The following is a 21,219-nucleotide window of genomic DNA, read 5'->3' on the forward strand; positions in this document are numbered from 1 at the left end:
AACCCGCATCAGCAAAATCAACAGCTTACAGAGCCAGTTGCCAGCTTGTTCCGCCGCTACTGTTCAAGTCGGGTCAAAGATTGGCGAGCGCACACCACGGCAGCAGGGACAGCGGGCGGTTCAAGTCCTCAATGCACACGCGGTCTTCATCGTCGGGGTGATCGAGGAGCGCAAGGACATCACGCTGAACGAGATGGTGGAGCGGCTGGCAGTCGAGCGGTCGGTGCGCTCGGCCGCAGCACTGGTTGCGCGGGCACGGCTGGACGTTCAAAAAGCCCGCGCACGTGAGAAATCGTGCCTTTTGCACCCAGTTGGATCCTCTTTTGTCAAAAGCTGACAAAACTTTGACCCGTAACGGACAGGCAGAACAGAAAATACAAGCACAGCATTGAAATTACATCGCTTTTTCGCTTGGCATTGCTCTTGCTGTTTAGACGGTGACGTTTACGAGGAGGGCCGTTCGATGTCTGTGCCGATGATTTGCTTGAGGGCTCCACCACCACGAGATTCTTCGAACAGTTGCAGGCGACCGCCAAATCCGGTGCAGGCGGGTCTTTATTCTGCGGCTCGTCGGCGACACCGGGCGACGTGCATTTTGCTTACGTCCCAATGTGCGATGTCCTCAATCTACGCGGCATCCTCTTGCAACTTTGGGCGGGGACGCGAGCGGGGGGAGCGCCTTCGTTCCGGCCGATCTCACGATGACCGCCCTCTTGGCGCGATTGCCTTGCAGTCAACGAGACAGGACCTGCGCCATCGGCCCACTCTGAGGGCAATGCAGCTCCCATGATGAGCTTAGGTGTGCATTCCGAGGTCGCCCGGCTGCGAGAAGTACTGGTGCACCGGCCAGGCCATAGCCTCCACCGTCTCACACCGCGGAACTGCAAGGGCCTTCTTTTCGACGACGTGCTTTGGGTGGAGCGCGCCGGACAGGAGCACGATATGTTCGTGGGGGCCCTGCGCGACCGTGGCGTGTTGGTTCACTCGTTGGACGAACTGCTTTCTGCAACGATGGCGTTGCCGGAAGCGCGACGCTGGCTCCTCCACCGTCGCGTCAATCCTTCCGCTGTCGGGCAAGACATGGTCGATGAATTGCGGGGCTGGCTCGACGAGATTTCTCCTGATCTACTCGCGACCTTTCTGGTCAGCGGGATTTTGGCTTCGGAGATGCCGTTCGTACCGCGGAGCCTGACGGGGCAAACGCTGGTGCCGGAGGATTTCGTCCTCCCGCCCTTGCCGAACCAGCTTTTCACACGTGACAGCTCCTGTTGGATCTATGGTGGTGTATCGGTCAACGCTATGTATTGGCCCGCCAGACAGCCGGAAGCTGCGAATGTCGAGGCGGTCTACCGCTTCCATCCGCGGTTTCGCGAGGCCAGCTTCACTTACCTGGTGCCCGGTGGAACAGACCCCGCTTCCAGTCTCGAGGGCGGAGATGTGATGCCGGTCGGCGGCGGTGTTGTGCTGATTGGAATGGGCGAACGAACCACACCTCAGGCAGTCGAGGCACTGGCGCGCCGCTTGTTCACGATGAAGGATGTGACCCGCGTCATCGCAGCACAGATACCGCGGAATCGCAGGTTTGTGCATCTTGACACAGTCTTCACCTTCTGCGACCGCGACCTCGTGACGGTCTACCCGCAGGTCATTGAGCAACTCAAGACGTTTTCGCTGCGACCGAACAATGCTGAGGGTGTGCTCGATGTCACTAAGGAGACTAGACCCTTCTTATCGGTAGTGGCCGAGGCGCTGGGGTTGAAGGCTCTCCGTACTGTCGAGACCGGTGGTGACAGCTTCGCGGCCGAGCGAGAGCAATGGGATGCCGCTAACAATGTCATTGCCGTCGAGCCGGGCGTTGTGATTGCTTACGAACGCAACGTATACACGAATACGCTGTTGAGGCGCGCCGGTGTGGAAGTGATCACTTTCGAGGGTGCGGAACTCAGCCGCGGCCGTGGCGGCGGGCACTGCATGACTTGCCCACTGGTACGCGATCCGATCTGACCAATGCACCATGACATCGACTCGCGAGGCACAGCAAAAACCATCCGCAAACTTGAGGATTTTCGGGCTCAACGTCGTCTCCTGCAGGTCTGCGGAAGCGGCCGTGGAACCGGCAGGCATATCCGCTCCTGCACCACCGACAACCAAACAACATAGACTCTCAGCGTCGTGACTGGCACGGCACCAGGTCGGCGACATGCGACACTCCCCTGTTCGACAGCGTCGGCTTCGAAACCGAGGGCTTTTCGGCGCCACGCTAGTACGAGAGCGGCTTTCCGGAAAGGATGTTGCCAGCGCCTCCACATGATCGATGACCTACATGAGCGGCCCCTGCGGCATGCTCCAACGCGCTCACTAACCCGATCGGAGTCTTTCCCGTGGTAGCACGTTCAGAATTCTCCGCTCAGGCCCCTTCTGCAGTAGTTATGGTCCGTCCGCATCGTTTCACGGTCAATACCGAGACCGCGGCCGATAATCGCTTTCAAATATCGAATGTTGATGCTGGTGATCTGTCGTCGCTCGCCTATGCGGAGATCACGCGCGCCGCTGAGCTCCTTCAAGAGCAGGGCATAACGGTGCATTTGTTCGAGGGCGAGGACAGCGACGCTCCGGATTCAGTGTTTCCGAACAACTGGTTTTCAACCCACGCTGGGGGTTACGTGGCGATCTACCCGATGAAGGCCTTAAGCCGCCGCCGTGAGCGCCGGAGCGATATTATTGACATGCTGAAGAGCCGATATAGGGTGCAGGAGGTGATCGACTATTCTGGCCTTGAGCCGGACGGGCTCTTCTTGGAAGGTACCGGTTCGATGGCACTCGATCATATCGATCGGGTCGCTTATGCGGTAAGATCTGAGCGCACCGATCCAATCGCACTTGAAAGGTTCTGTGCCCAGTTCAGTTTTGAGCCGGTGCTGTTCTCGGCGAAGGATCCCAGCGGGTTCGACATCTATCATACGAACGTGCTGATGTGCGTCGCAACCAATTTCGCCATGATCGGGCTCGACATGATCACTGAACCAGGGAGACGGCGCGAAATCGTCCATCGGTTCGAACGCGCCGGTCGCCGGGTAATCGGGCTCACCAACGCACAGATCGAGAAGTTTGCAGGCAATGCGATTGAGCTCCTGGGTGAGAACGGGCGCATCTTGGCCCTGTCGACGACCGCACTGTTGGCATTGACGACGGAACAGATCGATATCATCGGCGAGAGCGCGCGGCTGCTGCCGCTGGCAATTCCTACCGTCGAGCGGGCCGGCGGTTCCGTGCGATGCACCATCGCCGGCGTGCACCTCACGCCTCGGGGTTAAAAAGCGGTCCGTCCCACTGCGGCAACGAAGGCGACGGTGGCGCCGCTGGCCGGATCGGTGACTTCGAAGCTTTCGGCAGCCTCGCTCGCCGTCCAGTGGCCGTCGACACGGGCGAGCGCGCGCAGCAGCCGACGGTCGGCGAGGCGGTCGAGCGCTTCATGGCGGTTCGTGCAGGCAAAATGCGCGGACATCGATCAAGCTCCCGGGTTGAGACAGAGAGGCTGTTTCGATACGGTTGCGAAGCTCAAGTCCGACTTCGAAACGTCGATGGCGTCCCTTGAGGTGTGGTGGCAATGAGGTCGCGCTCCAGTTCCGCAATGCGCGCACGCACCTGACGAGCGTCGTCCTCACGCAACGCCTTGGTCCATCCACGCCCGCGCATCGACGTCCTGCCAGCACCACCCGAAAAGCCATGCGGATTTATCCACCGAGACCCTAATTTCCGGCAAGCCGAAACACTCGAAATTTAACGTCGACTATTTTTTGCGGCGGCAAAGAGGTTCTTAGAAAAAAGGGGGCCGCCGCTTGGGAGGACGCATGAAGCGAGTAGGTCGTCCGTCCTACCGTAGCTTAGGGTCACTTCGCCCCGTTCTAACCGGCTGAGCGCCGCTTCTTGTGGGCCCAAGCGGAGAGATGAGGTTCGGCTGCAAGTGTGCTTGGCGTCCAAGTCGTCAGCTCACCGGCTATCGAAAACCTTCGAAGCAACAAATACGGCCATCAGGTTGGCGCTGATTGTCTTCGTGCCGTCGCTGCCGCCATGAGAGACGTGCTTCATCGTTGAGGAAGCGCCGATGCCGGAGGCATCGAACGCACCGACTGAAGACAGACGGACCCGAAACAAGAAGCGGTGGCAGAAAGATGTTCCTTTGCCGCGAGGTGAACGCTGGAAGCGGCGCCTGCCGTGGGTGCTCCGCCAGGACGTCGATGGCAATTCACGTCACATGGAATCTGACGGAATAGCGGAGACCGGTACTTTCTCTGGGGTCAAACACGGGTTGTTAGGCTCGAGCATTCCATCATCATCGTTTTGATCGGAGACAAAGCGATGGCGGTGGAATGGACGGTTACGATCGAGGGGAAGAACGAGTTCGGCGACGTTTGTCGCCGGGAAGTCCGGATCGACAAGAGCTGGGAGCGCCTGTACGACGGTGAGATTGGCCTGTCGATCGACGATGGCAAGAAGATCATGGTAGCGCTGCAGAGCGCGGTCGTGAACCATGAGGCGAATACCTATTCCCTCTTTCGTCGTGTCTGCCCCGATTGCCATACGTTTCGGCCGGTCAAGGACTACACGACGCGACGGATCAGAACCGTCTTCGGCACGGTGGAGGTTCGCAATCCTCGCTGGATGATGTGCCGGGACTGTTACCCCGGCATGGTCGTTGCCTTTGCGCCATTGAAGGAAATCTGTTCCGATCGAGCGACACCGGAGCTGATGGAACTGACGGCGCGGCTAGGAAGCATGCTGCCCTACCGGCAGGCGGCGAAGGTGCTGGCCGATTTCCTGCCCACTGAACCGACTGAGACGCATGCGACCGTGCGCAAGCGTACCATCAGGATCGGCAAGCGGCTCGACGACCAGGTCATGCAGGAAACTTGGCGGGCGAGGTCCCAAACGGATGACCGATGCCAGCTTGAGATGCAGCTTCCCGGAGATCGGCGCAAAGAGTTCGTCATCAGCATTGATACGGCGCACGTTCGTAGCGCTGACCAACATTCGGCGCGAAATTTCGAGCTCGTCGTGGCCAGATGCGGCCGCGGGGGACGGGGCGAAAGGGGCGGTCGCTATTTCGTCACCGGCAGCACCGACCAGCAGGCAATCCGCGATCGTGCTCTTCACTCTCTCCAGGAAGTCGGATATCGCGGCTTTGGGGATGTGACGGTGATCTCGGACGGGGCCGAAATCCTAAAGCGGCTGCCCCGCGCCATGCCGAAACCAACGACCCACATCATCGACTGGTTTCATACTGCCATGAAGATCCAGCCCATGCAGCAGATCGCCGATCACATCGTACGATCCCGATCAGGCCCCTTTGAAGCGCTTCCAACCATCGACAGGGACATCAGAGCCGTGAAGTGGCGTCTGTGGCATGGGCGGGTCGGCCGCGCGATCCGCGACCTGGAGCAACATCTAGCAAGACTGAAGGAAGGCGCGTTCTCGATCGCGCGGCTTCACAGCCTCGGGGAGCAGCTCCTGACCTATGTCCGTTCGAACCGCGGCGCGATCGTCAACTATGGAAAGCGCTACCGGGCCGGGCTTCGCGTCGCCACCACTCTCGCCGAGTCGGCGGTGAACTCAGTCGTCGGGAAACGTATGGTCAAGAAGCAGCAGATGCGCTGGTCGCTTCACGGTGCGCATATGCTCATGCAGGTCCGGGCGGCGGAGATCAATGGCGAACTTCGCAACCGGCTGCGGGCGCCTTTCCGACACCCAGAACTGAACGTGCCTCCAATATTCAAGCCCAAACCGCCTCTTCTACGCGCCGCCTGACCCCAGAGAAATTACCGGTCTCGAATCGTTTGTATGGCATTCTCATAATTAAGTGCCAAGTGACAGCTCGGCCCCTTTCGTGCGCGGGCGGTCGCGTGACGCCATCGATCGCCCCTCGTTTTAGGCGGCCATGGCCTGGGCCGAGGGCGAGACGGTGATGATGGCACCGGTCGTCATCAGCACGATCAGTCCGCGATCGGCGCCGGTCATGTCGAGATAGGCGCGGACTTGCGAGCGATAGTGATCGAGCGTTTGGGGATCGGGCTTCACGTCGCTCTTCCAGTCGACGACGACGCCGGGGCGGCCCTCGCCAGTCAGGGTCAGCGCGTCCACGATACCGACGGTGGCTGTCTCCTCGCCATGGTCCACGCGAGCGGCGAAGACGGGAAACTCGGCCAGAAGCGCCGGGCGCAATGCCGTGATCTCGGGCCGAGCCAGGGTCCGAACGACACAGCCCGCCAGTTCCTCGGCTGAAAGACCCGTTGCCGGATCGGCGACCGGCGAATGGCCGAGCGCTCGGATGAGCTCGCTGGCACGTTCGGTGAGAGCAGCTGAGGCTGGATCGGGTTCCCCGGTCAGGACCTCCTCCATGAGCTTATGGAGGATTAGCCCGCGTTCGCGGCCACCCTGAACGGCGACCGTGTCCTCAAGCTCATGCGGCTGATCATCGCCCGAGCTCATCCAGATTCCGATCTCTTCTTCCCGAAGCACCGCGCCGGAAGTGTTCTCGTCGCGGCTCGGCGCCAGCCAGACGAGGCGCGTCTGCCGGTCGGCGATGGCCGCAGCCTCGGCAGCAAAGATGTCGCGCGTCTGGGAGTTGCCCGCGGCAGGGCCGGCGATCGCCTCGCCGAGCGGCAGATGCGAGACATCAAGGCCGGGAAGATCGGCCAACGATAGATCGAGCAGGCCGATCCAGGCCGATTTTGAGGGTGTCGTATTGAGCCGGGGCAGAACGAGGAGTTCGCGGGCGCGCGTCGCCGCGACATACCAGAGCCGGATGCGTTCGCGATCCAACTCGTCTTTTTCCGCCTGGCGCGCGGCCTCATAGCCATCTGGCGCGACACTAAGGACGGGGCAATAGAATGTGTCGGTCTGGCGGTCGATCACCGCGCTGTCGGGCGCCATGACGCCTGTCATAGTGTTGACGGGGATGACGATTGGCCATTCGAGGCCCTTTGCCGCGTGCATGGTGAAGAGCGCGACTGCTTCTTCCTGCGCGTCGGGCCGGCCTTCCACGGCGCGCGCTTCGTCGGTCCAGGCTGCGGTCATCGCCTCGGCGAAGGCGCGAAGGCCGCGCACGGCGTAGCCCGTCGATAGGCTCAGATAGAGATCGACATTGGCGAGCGCGCGTTCGGCCTGGCCGCGATGACGCTCGAGAAGGAGGGGACGAATCCGCATCACGTCTACAGCCTGCGAGAGAAGCTGGTGTGGCGTCGTGCCGTTGCTGCGGCGGTAGAGCGCCTGCAGCTTTTCGATGATCTCACGTGCGAGCGGATGAGCGATGGCGGCGGGATCGACGCCGAGGTCGAGACGGGGAATCCGGTCGGGCTGTTCCTCGGAACGCGGCAGCGTGCAGACGATGTCCAGGAGTTCCTCTTCGGTGAGGCCGACCAGCGGGCCGCGCAGCAGCGCGCCGAACGCCAGCGTGTCGCGCCGGTCGGCGAGAACGCGGGTCAGCGCAATCAGGTCTTGGATCTCCTGGCGACGGAAGAGACCCTTGCCGGCCTGTGTCGCCACCGGAATGCCACGACGCTCCAGCGCTTCCTCATAGCGCCACAGTTCGGCGCCGGTCGGCGCCAGCAACGCGATGTCGCCCGGCTGGCAAGGACGTTCCGCGCCGCTGCGCCGGTCGATGACGGGCTGGCTGCCGATCACGCGCGCGCACAGTTCGGCCACGGCATCGGCTTCGGCGTCGCGCTGCTGCTCGGCGCTGGCCTTGCCGTTCTCGTCGGCGACAGCGATGTCGAGGGCCGCGACGCACGGGCCGTCGCCGGGATCGTCGTGAAACGGGTCGAGAGCCGTGAATCCGGGTTGGCCATCAGCCGACAGCACGGTCTCGAAGCGCGCGTTGACGAAGGTGAGAATCGACGCGCAGGAGCGGAAATTGGTGGAGATGGACAGCAGGCTGTTGGGATCCTGGGCGCGAAAGGCGTCGCGGGCCCGCACATAGGCGCCGACATCGGCGCCACGGAAGCGATAGATCGCCTGCTTGGGATCGCCGACCAGAAAGAGCGCCCCGGGCCGGATCCGGAACCGGGTCCAATCGTCATCGCTGTCGACCGGGTCGCCGCAGAGCCGCCAGAAGATCTCGGCTTGCAGGGGATCGGTGTCCTGGAACTCATCGACGAGGACATGGGCGAAGCGGTGTCCCAGCGCGCGCCGGACATCGTCATGGTCGCGCAGCAGATCACGCGCGGCGAAAATCAGATCGTCGAAGTCGAGCTGGGCGCTCGCGCGCTTGTGGGCGCGATAGCGTTGCAGTATCGGACGCGCCTCTTTGATCAGCGCCGCCAGAACCTGGCTGGCAGCGGTTTGTAGAAGCGAAAGCCAAGCGTCGCAGCAAGCGGTGTAGTGGATATCGGCTGCGTCGTTCAGCCGATCACCATCGGCCTTGGAAAGGCCGGCCTGCTTTGCCGCGGCAGCCCATTTGCCCTTCTTACGATAGGAGGCGAAGGCACCTGCCTTGGTGCAAAGATTCGGGTGGGGACGCGAGGTCAAAAGTCCAACCAAGCCCGAGGGCGTCGCCGGATCGGGACCGGCCGTCAGCGCGGTCGCCATCTCGACCAGCAGCTCGACGATCGCGACCGTTTCCGGCTCGGTCGCCGCCGTCCCGCGCATGAAGGCCGCGAAATCCGCCGCGGCCTGCCGGAACGCGGTCATATGGCCGTCGACGGGGGAGACCGGCGGCGCCACGAGGTTGCGGCGCCGACGCAGATTCTCGGCGATCTTGTGGACGAGCGCCACGGTTTCACCGGGGCTATGCAACACCATTTCGGCGATGATTCCCCCGTGATCGCCGGACAGGCGCTCACGCAGCCAACCGTCGACAATTTCGAGGAAGGTGAGATCGGCCTGGTTGCGATCCATGACGCCGGCGCCGGGGTCGATGTCGGCCTCGGCCGGATAGGGCTTGATCAGGCGCTGGCAGAAGCCGTGGATGGTCGAGCAGGTGATTTCGTCGATCGCGGCGCCCGCGGCGGCGAGATTGTCGCGATGGGTTTGGGATAGACCGTCGGGCAGCGCCACGCGCAGTTCGGCGGCGATCTCGCCGGCCGAGAGATCGGCGACGAATTCGCGGACACGGTAAAGCAGCTCGCTCGCGGCGAGTTCGGTGAAGGTGACGGCGGCGATGGAGCGCGGCGAAACGCCTTCGGCGAGCATGACGGCGATGCGCCCGGCCATGACGGCGGTCTTGCCCGAGCCGGCGCCTGCCTCGACTAGGATCGACCGGTCATGGAGGCTGATCGCGTCGCGGCGGGCGCCGTCATCTTTCAGTACCTTGGATACGCTGCTCATCATTCCGCCTCCCAGATCCGAGCGACTTCGCCCAGCCGTTCCGTCGCGGCCGGGAGCTTACGTTTGCAATAGGTGGCGCTGGCGTTCGCAGGCAGAGCGAAGGCGAGATCGTCATAGTCGCCGCCGGTGTCGGGGCCAGGCAGCGCCGCGCCACCGGCGAGACTGGTCCTTGCCACTCGGAGGTAGCCCGTGATCTCCGCGAGCACGGCCTCGGGATCGTCGAGCTGGAGATCGATCGGCTCACGCGGGTAGAGCAGCGAGGCGCTGATGGCGACGTCATCGCCGAGGAGCGCTTTCACCGCGAAGGCATAGAGGCAGCGCTGAAGCTCACGGCCGCCATTCAGCCGGATGTCGCCTCGCGGTGGTCGCCCGGTCTTGTAGTCGCGGACGAGCGCGCGCCTGCCGTCACCCGAGATATCGAGCCGGTCGATATAGCCGGCGATGTTGAACCCGGTATCGGGAATTGTGACCGGCGCGCTCGGATCCCACGGCATCTTTGCTTCGGATTTCGGCTCCGAGCCGCCGAAGGGAACCTCGCCATAGGAGCGAGCGCTTGGCAGATGATCGTCGCCGTAGGACAGGGCGCGGCCCGCCATCAAGCGGGCGTCGTCCAAGGTCCGCCCCCAGATGACACCCGGTGGGACAGGACGCTCGCTTTCCCAGTCGGCGGCGACAGCTTGCGCGGCCCGGGCAACCGCCGCTTCAACCGCGTCCGCGTCGGCGGAAGCGAGGCCGCCCGCAGCTTCGAGATCGCGCAAGGCACCGTCGAGAACCATGTGGACCAGGTCGCCGACACCGAGTGCGTCGAGCACGAGCGGCTCGGCGCTGCTTTCCGGCGCGCGCCAGCCGAAGGCATAAACCCAGGCGAAGCTCAGCGGATTGCGCAGCAGACGCCGGAGCGAACTGGCCGACTGAGTGCGGTCGAGGATGGCGAGAATGAGTGGATGATCCGCCCGGATGAGACCGTCATGGGCTGTGATTTCGGGACGCCGCCAATCTCGCCAGCAGCTTTGCGCGCTGACCGCCTGCGGATCGGTTGCGAAGTCCTGTGGCCGGGCCATGAGACGATCGGTCTCACTGAAAGCATGCACCGGCACGGCATTGCGGCGGAGGTAGATTTCTTCGCGATGCCCGGCGAGCAGCGGGCTTCGTCCCAGGAGGCGCCCGTCGCTGTCGCGCCGGGCGCGCGAGAGGACGACTTCGCCGGCCGTCGTGGCGAGGATCGTCTCGAAGTCTCGCCGATCGGCGAGGCTCACCGGCAGCGGATCGAGCACGGCGGTCGAGATGATATGGTCGGGGATCAGCCGGTCTTCGGCGATCCCGCGCGGCCAGCGCGAGGAATTCAGCCCCAGCAGCCGCACGAAGCGGCGGGGCGACGCCGCGAGCGCGCTGGCCGGCATCCAGGCGACGGAGACGCACGCTTCTAGCCCATCCTCCTGCTTCAGGGTTTCCAGCGTTGCGTCGATTGAGGCGCCAGGTCCGGCGAGCAGCGCCTTGCGCCAGATCGCGAGTGCCCGACCTTTGAGGAAGGCCTCGCCGATCTCCGCCGCGGCGTCCGGTCCTTTCGCAAGCAGTTCGACCGCCGCGCCCAGCGCCGGGGTGTGGTCCGCGCCGTCGGGCCAATCTTCCGGCATCAGCTTGGCCAGAAGGCGGCTCCAGGCGCCGGGCGTCGAGAGGGGGGCTTCTGTCGGCAGTACACGGAGCCAGCCATCAGGCACGAAGGGGCCGGTGTCCCGGCACAGCGCCGCGAGTCGGCGCAGGCGCGACTGCGACAGGCCGCGAACGACGATGTCGGCCAGCGCCGCGGCCGCTTGTCCCTCACGGGTGGTGACGGTCCGGACGCCATGGGCGAAGTGGAGGTCGATATTGGCGTCGGCGCGCAGGGCCAAGAAATGATCGTCATAGTCGGCGGGAGACGCGGTCGCGATGGCGATTTCCGAGGGCGACACGCCCGAGGCGAGCAGGCTTCGCACCCAGCGCATCGCCTCAAGGGCCTCGTGATAGGCTGTCGCCGCGCTGACGGCGCTGATTCCCGGCGCTTCCGCCGATGAGCGCGAGACGTTGACGCCTGTGGCTTCCAGCCACGCGGGAACGCTCCTCGATCGAGCCGTCCATTGCACGGGTATGTATGCGATAAGGGCCCTGAGTAGCGGTCTCCAGCAGGGCGAGAGTTCGGTAAGGCCTATGATCTCCATGGGCCCGATGACAGCCGGCGCATGGCCGATGCGGGCGGTCGCGGCAGCGACGATGTCGACGGGACGCATCATACCGGGCGGAAGGCGATCGAGGACGGCCGCTTCCAGGCGCGCAATGGCGTCGAGGCGCGGATGGTCGGCTGCTCGCGCCGCAAGGTCGATACCAGCGCGCCAGGCCTTGTATAGCGTGTCGGCCGCCGCATCGATCATGCCGGGGAGCGACTTGATGCTCTCCAGCTCGCCCATCGGCGTCGCGGGCAGGACCGCCTGGATGGCGGCGCGCAGGCTCTCATCGTCTATGGGCCGCGCGAAACCGCCGGCGAGCCGGACGGCCGCCTGCTCGAAGGACATGACCTGCAGCCCATGACGACCTTCGCGGGCTGCCGCCAGGCGGCCTTCCCGCATGGCGAGGCGACCATGAACGACCAAGGTGGATCGGCTCGCGATGGCCATAGTGGTTTGCATTCCTTCCGAGGCTAGGATTTGTCTGGCGCCGGCTCAGAGCCGGTGTTGCTGCTTGGCGAGCGCGTAACAGTTGTGCGGGGGCATCTGTCGCGAGGCTTAGTTTTTGCGAAGACGGACTCATTCGTAGAGGCTCTCAATAGCAGTTCGACAGTAGAGTACCGGGCGAGATGCTTCGGATGGAATGTAATCCACAAGTTTATTAGTATGGTCGACCAGATATGCGGCTCCAGAGGCGTCGCCAGAAACCTGGTGCGGGCTTTGGTAGCGCGGGCTGAGCGGAAGATTCGACCTTCGGCGACTGCCCGTAGAAGCGCGCTTTGACAACGCGATCACGGCGACGCTCGGCTTCGACCTGCTCGTCGCTCCAAGGACCAGCTTCAATCACCTTGCCGCGGTCGATCACATAGTGTGACCGGCACTTCAGGGTCCAATTGCCGATCGACGGACGAAGCGAAATGGTCTCGCCGTCGAACGTCATCTTCCAGTCCGTCGGCGTGAAGGGCGCGACAACCTCCTCGCCGCAACCACAGCAGCAGCTGTGGGCTGATGTCGCATATTCCATCGAAACATAGAGAATGCCTGCCTCAAAGCGCTCGGGGATGTGTTCGACGAAACGATGATCGAGGCGCTTGTGCCGCATCACGGAAGGTCCCCGTTGATCAGCATGTTGCCGTCGGTGGTGTAGGTGCAGTGATGCTCGTGCTCGAGGTCGCGATAGAACCCGCGAATCTTCTTCCACTTAATGACCGCGAGGACGGCATTCAGGGCGTTGAGATCGGCGACCTGGATGTTGGACGCGTAGATGTCCTTTGCGCCGCCGCCGAAGAATGAGATGCGCTGCCGCGCGTGATCCCGCATGTCCGGCGTGCTCGCAGTCACCCGCAGAATGCCGCCGAGCGAGCCATCGTCGAGCTCAAGACCCATACCGACATCGACGAACGACGCGCTGATCGCCTCGAGCTTCTCCACGATCAACCGCTTGGCATCGCCGGCGTCGAGGGACAGGAACGCAAAAGTGACGCCATCGAGAAGGTGGAGGTTGTCGGCGCCGAGTTCGACGTCGTGGGGCACGATGTTCCGGTGCATCCGGCTGTAGATGCGTTTCAGATACTCGACCTTCTTCGGTGCCTCTCGCAGTTCCTCCAGACTCGGGGCGCCCGGCGCGCGAAACGCGTTGTGGGTCAGGAACTCGTCGCTGTCGAGGAGCCGGATTTCGCGGACCGGCGTCTTGGCGACGAAGTCAAGGATGTAGCCACCGGTGCCGCCGCCGCCGATGATGGCGACCACTTCTTTGACGAACCGCTCGGTCAGGGCGCCGATGCCGACCCGGTCGGAGGCGGTCTCGACGTAGTTGAAGACGCTGTCTTCCTCCGGCTCCGGTTCGCGGAAAGTGCGCGGCGTCGCCCCGGGCTTCAGCACCGCGGCCGGCCCGGCGATGATGTTCACGTAGCTCGTCATCTTATGGTGGTAGTCCGTGTAGCCGCCGTCCGGCTTGCTGGAGAAAGCGTGCGTCGCCTTCAGGCCGTGGCCGAGGTCGAACGCGCCGGCCGCATGCGATATACCCTGGATCGGCGTTCCATCGGCATGGCAAGGGAAGTCGCCGTCCCAGTGAACGACGTGGGTGTCGGGCGTTCGGGTCCGATCACCAGCCAGCGTGAGGCTGGAGATGAGGGCGCCGATGCGCACCTGCCGGTGCGCATCGACATAGGGCACCTCGCGCATGACGAGATGACCGCCCTTCTGCTGGACGAAGTAGCCTTCGTCCCGCAGCCGCTTGAGGTCGGGATTACGACTGAACAGTTCGCGTGACATTGAACACCGTGCCTTTCTTCTTGACGTCAACCGAGCCGCCGGCCCCGAGCTCACCCGCGTGCGGCGTTGACGCCGCGTGCCGGTAGGTCATCGAGAAAACAATGTTCGGCTCATGCTGGCCCGGGAAGGCGAGCTGGACGATCTGCTCGAACGTGACCGTGCGGGTGTTGACCGTGCGCGGTCGCGAGTTGACGATGATTTCGAACGTCGCCGGCGGCTTCGGCGCGGTGATAAAGCGCTCGATGCCGGGCTGGCTCAGATCGATAAGCTCGCCGGGCTCGATCAGGCGGTCTTCGCCGCCGGAGACCTCGAGGAAGACGCCCTGGCCTTCGCCGGGCTTGGCGAGGCCGTAGAGCACCATGCCGCTAATAACGGGCTTGCCCCATCGCAGGTCGTCGTCGTTGAGGGTGAGCTTGAAGTCGCGGTCCGTCAGGAACGCGATGAACCGCTCGGCACCGCGCTCGCGCAGGTCGAACGGCTCGTCCAGCCGCACATCCTCGAACTCGCCCGAGGGCAGGATCGCGAAAAGGCTGAAGCCGTCCCGCGGGTCCAGTGCCGCGGCCTCGAGCAACTGCCGGCCAAGCGGCACGGGATCGCTCACCTGGCGGGACTGGAAGTTGAGATCGCCCTGCGCGAGGAGGAAGCGATACCCCCGCGCCGGACGTAGCGCCCGGCCTTCGCGCAGGGCGTCGCCGAGATCGTCGTAATCAAGAAGTTCTTCGGTGTTCATAAGATTGGGTCCTTAGGTTCTGGCCGCGGCAACGCCACGGCTCTAAGGGTCCAATCGGGGCGACATCCGCCGACCGGTAAGGTCAGGCGAACTTTTTTTGCAAGGGGCCGTCAGGCGTCTGCCCGCAGATGAAGAAGGCTGGACAATTCGGGCAGGTGCGCGTCGAGACCTCGGCCGGGAACTGGCCGGCCCGGATGTCGCCGAGAAATTTGGCGAGCTTGCCCTTGCGTCCGTCCCACTCGCGCTTCGACAAGGCGAGCGGGGACACCTGGCCGTCGGAGAGATGGACCAGCTCCGCCACCGCGCCGGGAAAGGCCTGCTCGACCGCCAGGATCAGCGCCGCGGCCCCGACATCCTTGCTCTCGGTCGAGCGGATGTGACCCGTGCGGACGCGGCGCACGGCGCGGACGCCATCCGGCCGCACCAGCACCTCGTCCGGCCGCACAAGGATCTCTTCCCCGTCCAGCATCACACTGACCGCGACCGGGGCTTCGGCGACCGCCCCAGCGCGGCTCGACAAAAAGTAGCGCAGCATCGCCAAGGCGAGATCACGGAATTCAGCGCTATAGCCGTGGTCGGCGAGCCCCTCGCCGGCAAGCGCCGCGTCCGTCTGATCTTCCAGCGCTTGCTCGGTCATGGGCCCGGCGGACGCGATCACCGCCTCGATCACCGAGCGAACCGCCTCGTGCAAGTGCATGAAGGCGGTCGCGGTCCGCCGCCCACCAACCTGCAGGACATGGGTATAAAAGAAGCGGCGCGGGCAGGATTCATAAAGAGCGATCTGCGAAGCGCCGAAGCTAAGCCGTCCGTCGACGACCAGGTTGACGCCGCGCGCTTCCGCCGCCACCGGAAGCGGCCGCGCCGGCACGAGCGAGCGGCGTGTCAAGGTGGCCCCGAGACGGTCGAGGAATGGCGAAAGCGGCCGGTTGTGGCCGTTGCTCTTCTCTGTTGGCGCATAAAGGATCAGGCGATCGCGGGCGCGCGACTGCGCCACGTAGAAGAGGCACTCCTGTTCCTCGGCCTGGCCAGCGCGAAATGTCTCGATCGCGCTGCCTTTGGCGCCCGCGATCATGCCATCGGGCGCAGGGCAGGGCGGCGCCGGCGTGCGCGGGATCGTATCGCTGTTGAGCCCCGGGATATGGACGCCCCCGAACTCCAGGCCCTTGGCGCCGTGGATGGTCATCAGGCGCACCGCGTCGAGATGTTGCGCGGCAGCCGGCAACTGACGCAGGTCGCGATCGTCGCCCAGGCGGACAAGCCTGCGCACGCGATCGAGCAGGCGCGTGATGGGCAGTCCGCGCCCGGCCGGCTGCACCCGCACGAAGTTGAGCAACTGCCAGATCGCGATGCCGCGCGTACGATCGGCGAGGTCCTCTGACGTCCCGAGGTGTGCCGCGATGCGAGTGCGATCGAGCAGCAGCGTCCCGAGCACGGTCCAGGGCGAGGCCGTCTGATCGAATCCATCGAGCGCAGACGCGAGCTTGGCAAGGGTTTGCCGCCCGGCGTCGGTCAAGCCGGGGATCGTCTCGCTATGCCGCAGCCAGCTCGCCGGCGCATGCTCGGCCGCCCGCAGGTGATCGAAGACCGCGACCACATCAGCGAAAGAGGTGGTGAAGTCGGGCCAGCAGGCGATGCGCACCAAGCCCATGGCGCGCCGGTCGACGAGAATCGAGAGAAGAGCCAGAAGATCCTTGACCTCACCCCGCTCGAACAGACTGCCCAGAAACAGGACCGGCACGCCGAGCCGTTCGAGGTCCTGCCCGATCATCGACAGCTTTTCGTTGCCGGGGCACAGCACCGCCTGATCACGATAGGCGTAGCCTTCACGTCGGAGTTCCTCGATCGCGTCGGCCAAGGCAACCTGCTGCTGCTCGGCGCGCTGCACCGTGCGCGACTCGGGCTTATGCCCATTGGCGTCCCGCTCCGCTTCGAGTCCGCTGTCGGCGTCGCCCGCGCGCATCGTGACCGCGAAGCTGGAGAAGCTGTCGACAATCTCCGGCACCGAACGATAGTTGCGCTTCAAGCGACCGCGCTTGCCGCCGGCAAAGTCTTCCTTGCCGAACCGGGCCATATTGAAGGATGAGGCGCCGCGAAACCGGTAGATCGACTGCTTGGCGTCACCGACCATCCAGAGATTGCGGCCGTCAGGCCGCAGCGCGCTCAGCAACCGGACGCTGCTGCGGTTCACGTCCTGATACTCATCGACCAGGACATGATCATATTGCGCCTGCAGCACAGCGCAGATGGCCGCGTTCTTTTCGAGCAGTTGCACCGGCAGGGCGACAAGGTCGCCAAAGTCGATGCAATGCGCATTGCGCTTGAGCTGTTCATAGGCCGCGTAGACGCGGGCCACCTCGCTTGCACGTTCTGCCGCTTCGCGCGCATCAGGATCCTGCGCTTTCGCCAGCATGGCGCCGGCGAGTGCGGCGTAGGTTTCGGCGTCGGCCACCTCGTCCTTCGCCCGCGAGACGGCGGCCAACATGTCGGCGATGATCTGGGTCGGATCGTAAAGATTGCGGTAGTGCGCGAGCCTCAGCCGCGGGAACTCCTCTTCGAGGAGTTCGACCGCTTCGGTCCGATCCATCATCCGCGGGTCTTTTGGCAGGCCGAGTTCCGCATGGAACCGGCGGATGATATCGAGGCCGAAGGCATGGAACGTGCCGATCCACATCGCGGCCGCCGCCTCGGGCCGCTTGCGCGCGATCCGCTCTGCCATCTCGCCCGCCGCCTTGTTCGAGAAGGTCAACAGCAAGATACGCCTCGGATCGACATCCTCCTCCAGAAGGCCTTCGACACGCGCGATCAGTGTCTGTGTCTTGCCGGTGCCAGGACCCGCTTCGAGCAGATAGGCTTCGCCGCGATGCGCCGCCGCTGCGGCTTGCAGTGGATTCAGCGGCCGCTCGACATGAGCGGCGGCGGTCGTCGGCGGAATTGGCGGCAGCAGCAAAGCGTCTAACAACTGCTGCGCGACGACGTCGAACGGTGCACCCAGCTTCGCGGCGATGGCGGACGCGGAATGCCCTTCGTCGACATGGAGCGCCCGCGCGACGTTGCGGGGAAGCAGCAGTTCGCGCGCAAATAGATCCATCTGAACTTCGCGACGTTGCTTACGCCCATAATCGATCACCCGATCGATGCCGACCGGCGAGGGCTCGGCCGCACGGGCCGGGTCAATCGTCGGCGCCGGTTCGCCATCAGGATCGTCGCCAAGCTCGACATGGCCGATCTCGTGCGCCACGAGGAAGGCTTGCTCAAACCGAGAGCCGATATTCTCGTGGAGGATCAGATCGTCGGCGGCGACAAAGGTCGCGCGGCCGCCGTTGAGCACAGCTGCCCCCGCCGCCGTCGGCTCGACGTCAATCCTCCGCCGCTTGGCCTCGGCGACAGCAAAGTCATAGGGCGACCAGGGATCAGCGCCGGATGCGACGAGGCGAGCGTGAAGCTCGGCGGCGACTTGCCTGGCGAGCTCCACGCTGTCCATGTCAGTCCGCCTCCGCCAACAGCCGGGCGCGCCTCTCGGCCGGAACGCCGGCATCAATAAGCACTTGCTCGAAGGTGCCCTGCTCGCCGACCACCGGCTTGCTGTCGGCCTTATAGCTGCGCGCCCCGGCTAACTGGGCCGAGCCCCAGGACGATTCCAACTGAGTGACGGTGCTTCCTATCGCCTCGGCCAACCTCTGGAGAAATCCTCGCGGGATACTGACGAGAGAGACCCGCCGTTCGCGCAGCGCGGTCACGACCTGCCGGGGCACGTCCAGACGCCGGGCGACCACGCGCCAGTCATCGACCGTCAGCGCCCCGAAAGGGTCGGCTGCTGCCGTCGGCATGGCCGTCGCGTGTCGGGTCCAGGCCGCATCGATCAAAGCCTGATCGGCAGCAGAAAGCGGCGCGGTGTTCTCGTAGGCCTCGCGGCCGAGTTCGCGCGAGAGGTCGATGAGCTCCGCCGCATACTCCGGGTAAAGCCGCAGATAGCGTTCCAAGGTCGAGCGGCCACGCTCGCTCTCGACCGCGAACGCGTCGAGCACGGACTCGCGGGATGGACGTTCGCCGGCGGGGCTCACCGCTCTTCTCCGTCGGCCATGGCGGCTCGCAGGGCGGCGAAGGCCTTGTCGCGGTAGGTCCGGACGGTCTTTTCGGAGCGGCCTAAGGCTTTGGCGATGGTCATGAGGTCCGGCTCCTTCGAGTCGATGGGGAAGCCTTGTCTGAGCATGTGAATGATCCTGCTTTGTTCTGTCGGTAGAGCCTCAATCGCTGCATCCAGGCGCAACCGGTAAGCCGGATCGTCAAAATCCGACGTGGCGAAAGGATCGTAGGCCCCCGCGGCCGCCTCCACCTCGGGGGACAGCTCGCCGCTGTCTTCGTCATATGCGAGAGGCTGGGAACGGTTCTCGTTACGCCAGGCCTGCTCCTGCGCGTCGCGCCGCAGGCTGGCGACCGCGCCGTCGAAGCGCACTTCAAAGTAGTCGAGCTTTTCGACATAGGTGGCGCGATCCGCCGAAAGCAGCTCTACGAAACGGCCGAACACGTTGTCACGCACGACCCCACGCGTCAGCGATTCATTTTTCCCATCAGAGCTTTCCGCCCTGGGCAAACTGCGCAGCACCCGTTCAATCAGTATCCGATAGAGGCGCTCAAACCTCACCTCGTTATTGTCACGACGGCTCGCGCGAATGAAATACACCAGACATTCACTTGGGACGTAGCCTGGGTCGGAGCGCTTCGTGATTGCAGCCCTGGCAATCAACTCGTCACGCGGCAGGACCGCCAGTTCGGCGATGAGCGCTTCTACCTTCGGGTCACGCTCGTAAAGCTCGCCGCTGAGACGCCGCTTGCGCAGCGGCGTTATCGCCACTTCGCCCTCGCGGCGCGTCTCTGCCTCATGCTTCGTGCCGACAGCTTCCTCCAACTGCTTCACCGCGCCGCCCCGCTTTCGTTAGCCCGCTTATTATTCAGACGCGTCTCGAGCGAGGCGATGCTGTCGAGCACGGCCTCGAGGTTTGGAGGGTCGCCGAAGATCATGCCTTGCATGGCTCTGTAGTCCACGTGCAACTGCTCGATCATCGCGTCATGCGGTGCAAGCGCGAAAGAACCGGGCGCGGCACTCGCGAGATCAAAGTCCGGTCGATTGAAGAACATCCGCGCGTGCGCGACGCAGTCCGCGCCGAGCGCCGTCTCAGCCATGGCGGCGGCGCCGACCGGCGTCGCGGCGAGCTGGTGCAGGTCATAATAGTGACGGGACACGCGTTGGCCGCCCCCACGCAACTCTCCGCGCTTGTCGAACCAGCGCCGCAGCCCGTGGAGGATGACCACCTTGTCCCAAAAGGTGCGTTCGGGATCGACCGTGCGCACGGCCGGCACGGTCAGGTCGAGCGCCGGCAGATCCTCGTCGACATAGGGTTTGATCGGCACCTCGCGGTTCGGGTCGAGCGCCGATTTCGCTCCCGACTCGATCTTGATCGCCGCCCGCACATAATCCGATCGCGGCGTCGCCGCGGGATACCAGATCAGCAGCGTCTGCCCGTCGGGATCGTCGTCGTCGGCTTCCACCCGTGCCGCGTCGGCATCGAGGCCGGCGGCCAGGAGTCGGTTCTGCAGAATCACGGTCAACTCAGCACGCAGCGGGCCGTTGATGTAGGCTTGGCAAGCGTCCTTGATCGCATCGAGGCGCGCCCGGCGCTTTTTTCCACCCAGCGCGTCGAGTTCCTCGATGGTCACCGGCTCGCCGATATCGTCCCGAAACACCGTGACATGTAGAGTAGGTGGCAAGCGCGGTGCCGCATTGCGGCGGTCCGTTTCTCACCACCCCTCGCAGAACCGGACGTGCACCTTTCGTTATGCATCCGGCTCGCCAGAAGATATGGCGAAGTTTGGCGTTCCCATCCACGCCAGACGAAACCGGCAGACGGGAGTCCATGCGAGCATATATTGCTCGACGGACCCATCGCGCCACAGTCTCACCGTCGGACGGCGACTGCTGCGTTGTCGGCCTTTTGCGACTTCGCTCGCGTTGGCGTTTGGGCGAACTTTCCGCTGCCAGCGCCAGAGCCGATCCCCGGTGTACCAGTCGAGGCTGGTGAACACGTTGCTGGCTCCGTAGCAGAAACGGAAGTAATTCGCCCATCCGCGCAGGATGGGATTAAGCTCCTGAAGCTTTGCACCAAGGGTGCCTCTGGCGCTGGTGCGCCCGGTGCACTCCTTGACGTTGTGACGGAGATCGTGGGACTTGGCCTTGGGGATTTGTACACGTGCACAATATCCGTAGCGTCTGTCCCATTTCATGACGAAGCGGAACCCGAGGAACTCGAACCCGTCCGTCATTGCTGTGATCTTCGTCTTTTCCGGTGACAGCTCGAGGCCTGTCGTCTCCTGCAGGTATTTTGCCAGCGCGGATTTCTCCGCAATAGCCTCTTCCTGCGTACCGGAGACCAGCACCACAAAGTCGTCCGCATAGCGTACGGGGAAACACACGCAGTGCCCTGCTTTGCGATCCCACATACGTCTACCCGATGCCGCCGAGAGTATCGATTGTCGTGAAGACCTCCCCGTCAGATCAGGATGCACCCACCGTTTATATCTCTCCTCAATCGCGCTGAGCGCAATGTTGGCGAGCAGCGGTGATATTACTCCCTGAACGCAAAAGGTAACTTCGAGTTCGATCGGACAATCCCGCTCGATCGTTCCCGCTCCGTACTTGAT

13 protein-coding genes and 2 pseudogenes are annotated in these 21,219 nt (G+C 63.9%); 4 read left to right on the plus strand and 11 right to left on the minus strand.

Annotated elements, in window-relative coordinates:
• Positions 1-73 precede the first annotated feature (73 nt).
• The 3 genes and pseudogenes from AC0L3I_RS35545 to ctlX all read left to right on the plus strand — a co-directional run.
• Positions 74-275: pseudogene (locus AC0L3I_RS35545) on the plus strand (IS630 family transposase); the annotation flags it as partial.
• Between the two features lie 511 nt (positions 276-786).
• Positions 787-2,004, plus strand: coding sequence for an arginine deiminase (locus AC0L3I_RS35550; RefSeq protein WP_473530054.1), 1,218 nt, complete (start codon positions 787-789; stop codon positions 2,002-2,004).
• Positions 2,005-2,429: 425 nt separating this feature from the next.
• Positions 2,430-3,314: a citrulline utilization hydrolase CtlX gene (gene ctlX, locus AC0L3I_RS35555; RefSeq protein WP_473530066.1), complete on the plus strand. Its 885-nt coding sequence runs from the start codon at positions 2,430-2,432 to the stop codon at positions 3,312-3,314.
• A 14-nt stretch (positions 3,315-3,328) separates the two neighbouring features.
• Here the strand turns inward: ctlX and AC0L3I_RS35560 are convergent.
• Positions 3,329-3,505: pseudogene (locus tag AC0L3I_RS35560) on the minus strand (NAD-dependent succinate-semialdehyde dehydrogenase); the annotation flags it as partial.
• Positions 3,506-4,359: 854 nt separating this feature from the next.
• On the opposite strand from AC0L3I_RS35560, the gene AC0L3I_RS35565 reads away from it, so the two are divergent.
• Positions 4,360-5,805, plus strand: a complete 1,446-nt coding sequence (locus AC0L3I_RS35565) for an ISKra4 family transposase (RefSeq protein WP_473530055.1) — start codon at positions 4,360-4,362, stop codon at positions 5,803-5,805.
• A gap of 120 nt (positions 5,806-5,925) precedes the next feature.
• On the opposite strand, the gene AC0L3I_RS35570 is transcribed toward AC0L3I_RS35565, so the two are convergent.
• The 10 genes from AC0L3I_RS35570 to AC0L3I_RS35615 all read right to left on the minus strand — a co-directional run.
• Positions 5,926-9,321, minus strand: coding sequence for a UvrD-helicase domain-containing protein (locus AC0L3I_RS35570; protein ID WP_473530056.1), 3,396 nt, complete (start codon positions 9,319-9,321; stop codon positions 5,926-5,928).
• On the minus strand, positions 9,321-11,969 hold the full coding sequence (locus tag AC0L3I_RS35575; protein ID WP_473530057.1) for a PD-(D/E)XK nuclease family protein: 2,649 nt from the start codon (positions 11,967-11,969) through the stop codon (positions 9,321-9,323). The genes AC0L3I_RS35570 and AC0L3I_RS35575 overlap by 1 nt, the downstream gene beginning before the upstream one ends.
• A gap of 211 nt (positions 11,970-12,180) precedes the next feature.
• The gene (locus AC0L3I_RS35580) at positions 12,181-12,621 is read right to left on the minus strand and encodes a ubiquitination-like system serine protease family protein (RefSeq protein WP_473530058.1); all 441 of its coding nucleotides are present in this window, start codon (positions 12,619-12,621) and stop codon (positions 12,181-12,183) included.
• Entirely contained in the window at positions 12,621-13,793 is a 1,173-nt protein-coding gene (locus AC0L3I_RS35585) for a ThiF family adenylyltransferase (RefSeq protein ID WP_473530059.1), read from the minus strand. Before AC0L3I_RS35585 ends, AC0L3I_RS35580 begins: the two co-directional genes overlap by 1 nt.
• Complete coding sequence (locus tag AC0L3I_RS35590) at positions 13,768-14,523, minus strand: multiubiquitin domain-containing protein (protein WP_473530060.1); 756 nt, start codon at positions 14,521-14,523, stop codon at positions 13,768-13,770. Before AC0L3I_RS35590 ends, AC0L3I_RS35585 begins: the two co-directional genes overlap by 26 nt.
• An 82-nt stretch (positions 14,524-14,605) precedes the next feature.
• Entirely contained in the window at positions 14,606-18,004 is a 3,399-nt protein-coding gene (locus AC0L3I_RS35595; RefSeq protein ID WP_473530061.1) for a UvrD-helicase domain-containing protein, read from the minus strand.
• A gap of 1 nt (position 18,005) precedes the next feature.
• Positions 18,006-18,584, minus strand: coding sequence for a hypothetical protein (locus AC0L3I_RS35600; RefSeq protein ID WP_473530062.1), 579 nt, complete (start codon positions 18,582-18,584; stop codon positions 18,006-18,008).
• The gene (locus AC0L3I_RS35605; protein ID WP_473530063.1) at positions 18,581-19,438 is read right to left on the minus strand and encodes a DNA-binding response regulator; all 858 of its coding nucleotides are present in this window, start codon (positions 19,436-19,438) and stop codon (positions 18,581-18,583) included. Before AC0L3I_RS35605 ends, AC0L3I_RS35600 begins: the two co-directional genes overlap by 4 nt.
• The gene (locus tag AC0L3I_RS35610) at positions 19,435-20,238 is read right to left on the minus strand and encodes a nucleotidyl transferase AbiEii/AbiGii toxin family protein (protein WP_473530064.1); all 804 of its coding nucleotides are present in this window, start codon (positions 20,236-20,238) and stop codon (positions 19,435-19,437) included. The genes AC0L3I_RS35605 and AC0L3I_RS35610 overlap by 4 nt, the downstream gene beginning before the upstream one ends.
• A 117-nt stretch (positions 20,239-20,355) precedes the next feature.
• On the minus strand, positions 20,356-21,219 hold an 864-nt coding region (locus AC0L3I_RS35615; protein ID WP_473530065.1), incomplete at its 5' end, for a group II intron maturase-specific domain-containing protein.

The organism is Mesorhizobium sp. WSM4840, assembly GCF_055811755.1.

Coding starts and splice junctions, on each gene's coding strand:
- AC0L3I_RS35550 (WP_473530054.1), top strand. CDS start 787: ATGATGAGCTTAGGTGTGCATTCCGAGGTCGCCCGGCTGCGAGAAGTA.
- ctlX (WP_473530066.1), top strand. CDS start 2,430: ATGGTCCGTCCGCATCGTTTCACGGTCAATACCGAGACCGCGGCCGAT.
- AC0L3I_RS35565 (WP_473530055.1), top strand. CDS start 4,360: ATGGCGGTGGAATGGACGGTTACGATCGAGGGGAAGAACGAGTTCGGC.
- AC0L3I_RS35570 (WP_473530056.1), bottom strand. CDS start 9,321: ATGAGCAGCGTATCCAAGGTACTGAAAGATGACGGCGCCCGCCGCGAC.
- AC0L3I_RS35575 (WP_473530057.1), bottom strand. CDS start 11,969: ATGGCCATCGCGAGCCGATCCACCTTGGTCGTTCATGGTCGCCTCGCC.
- AC0L3I_RS35580 (WP_473530058.1), bottom strand. CDS start 12,621: ATGCGGCACAAGCGCCTCGATCATCGTTTCGTCGAACACATCCCCGAG.
- AC0L3I_RS35585 (WP_473530059.1), bottom strand. CDS start 13,793: ATGTCACGCGAACTGTTCAGTCGTAATCCCGACCTCAAGCGGCTGCGG.
- AC0L3I_RS35590 (WP_473530060.1), bottom strand. CDS start 14,523: ATGAACACCGAAGAACTTCTTGATTACGACGATCTCGGCGACGCCCTG.
- AC0L3I_RS35595 (WP_473530061.1), bottom strand. CDS start 18,004: ATGGACAGCGTGGAGCTCGCCAGGCAAGTCGCCGCCGAGCTTCACGCT.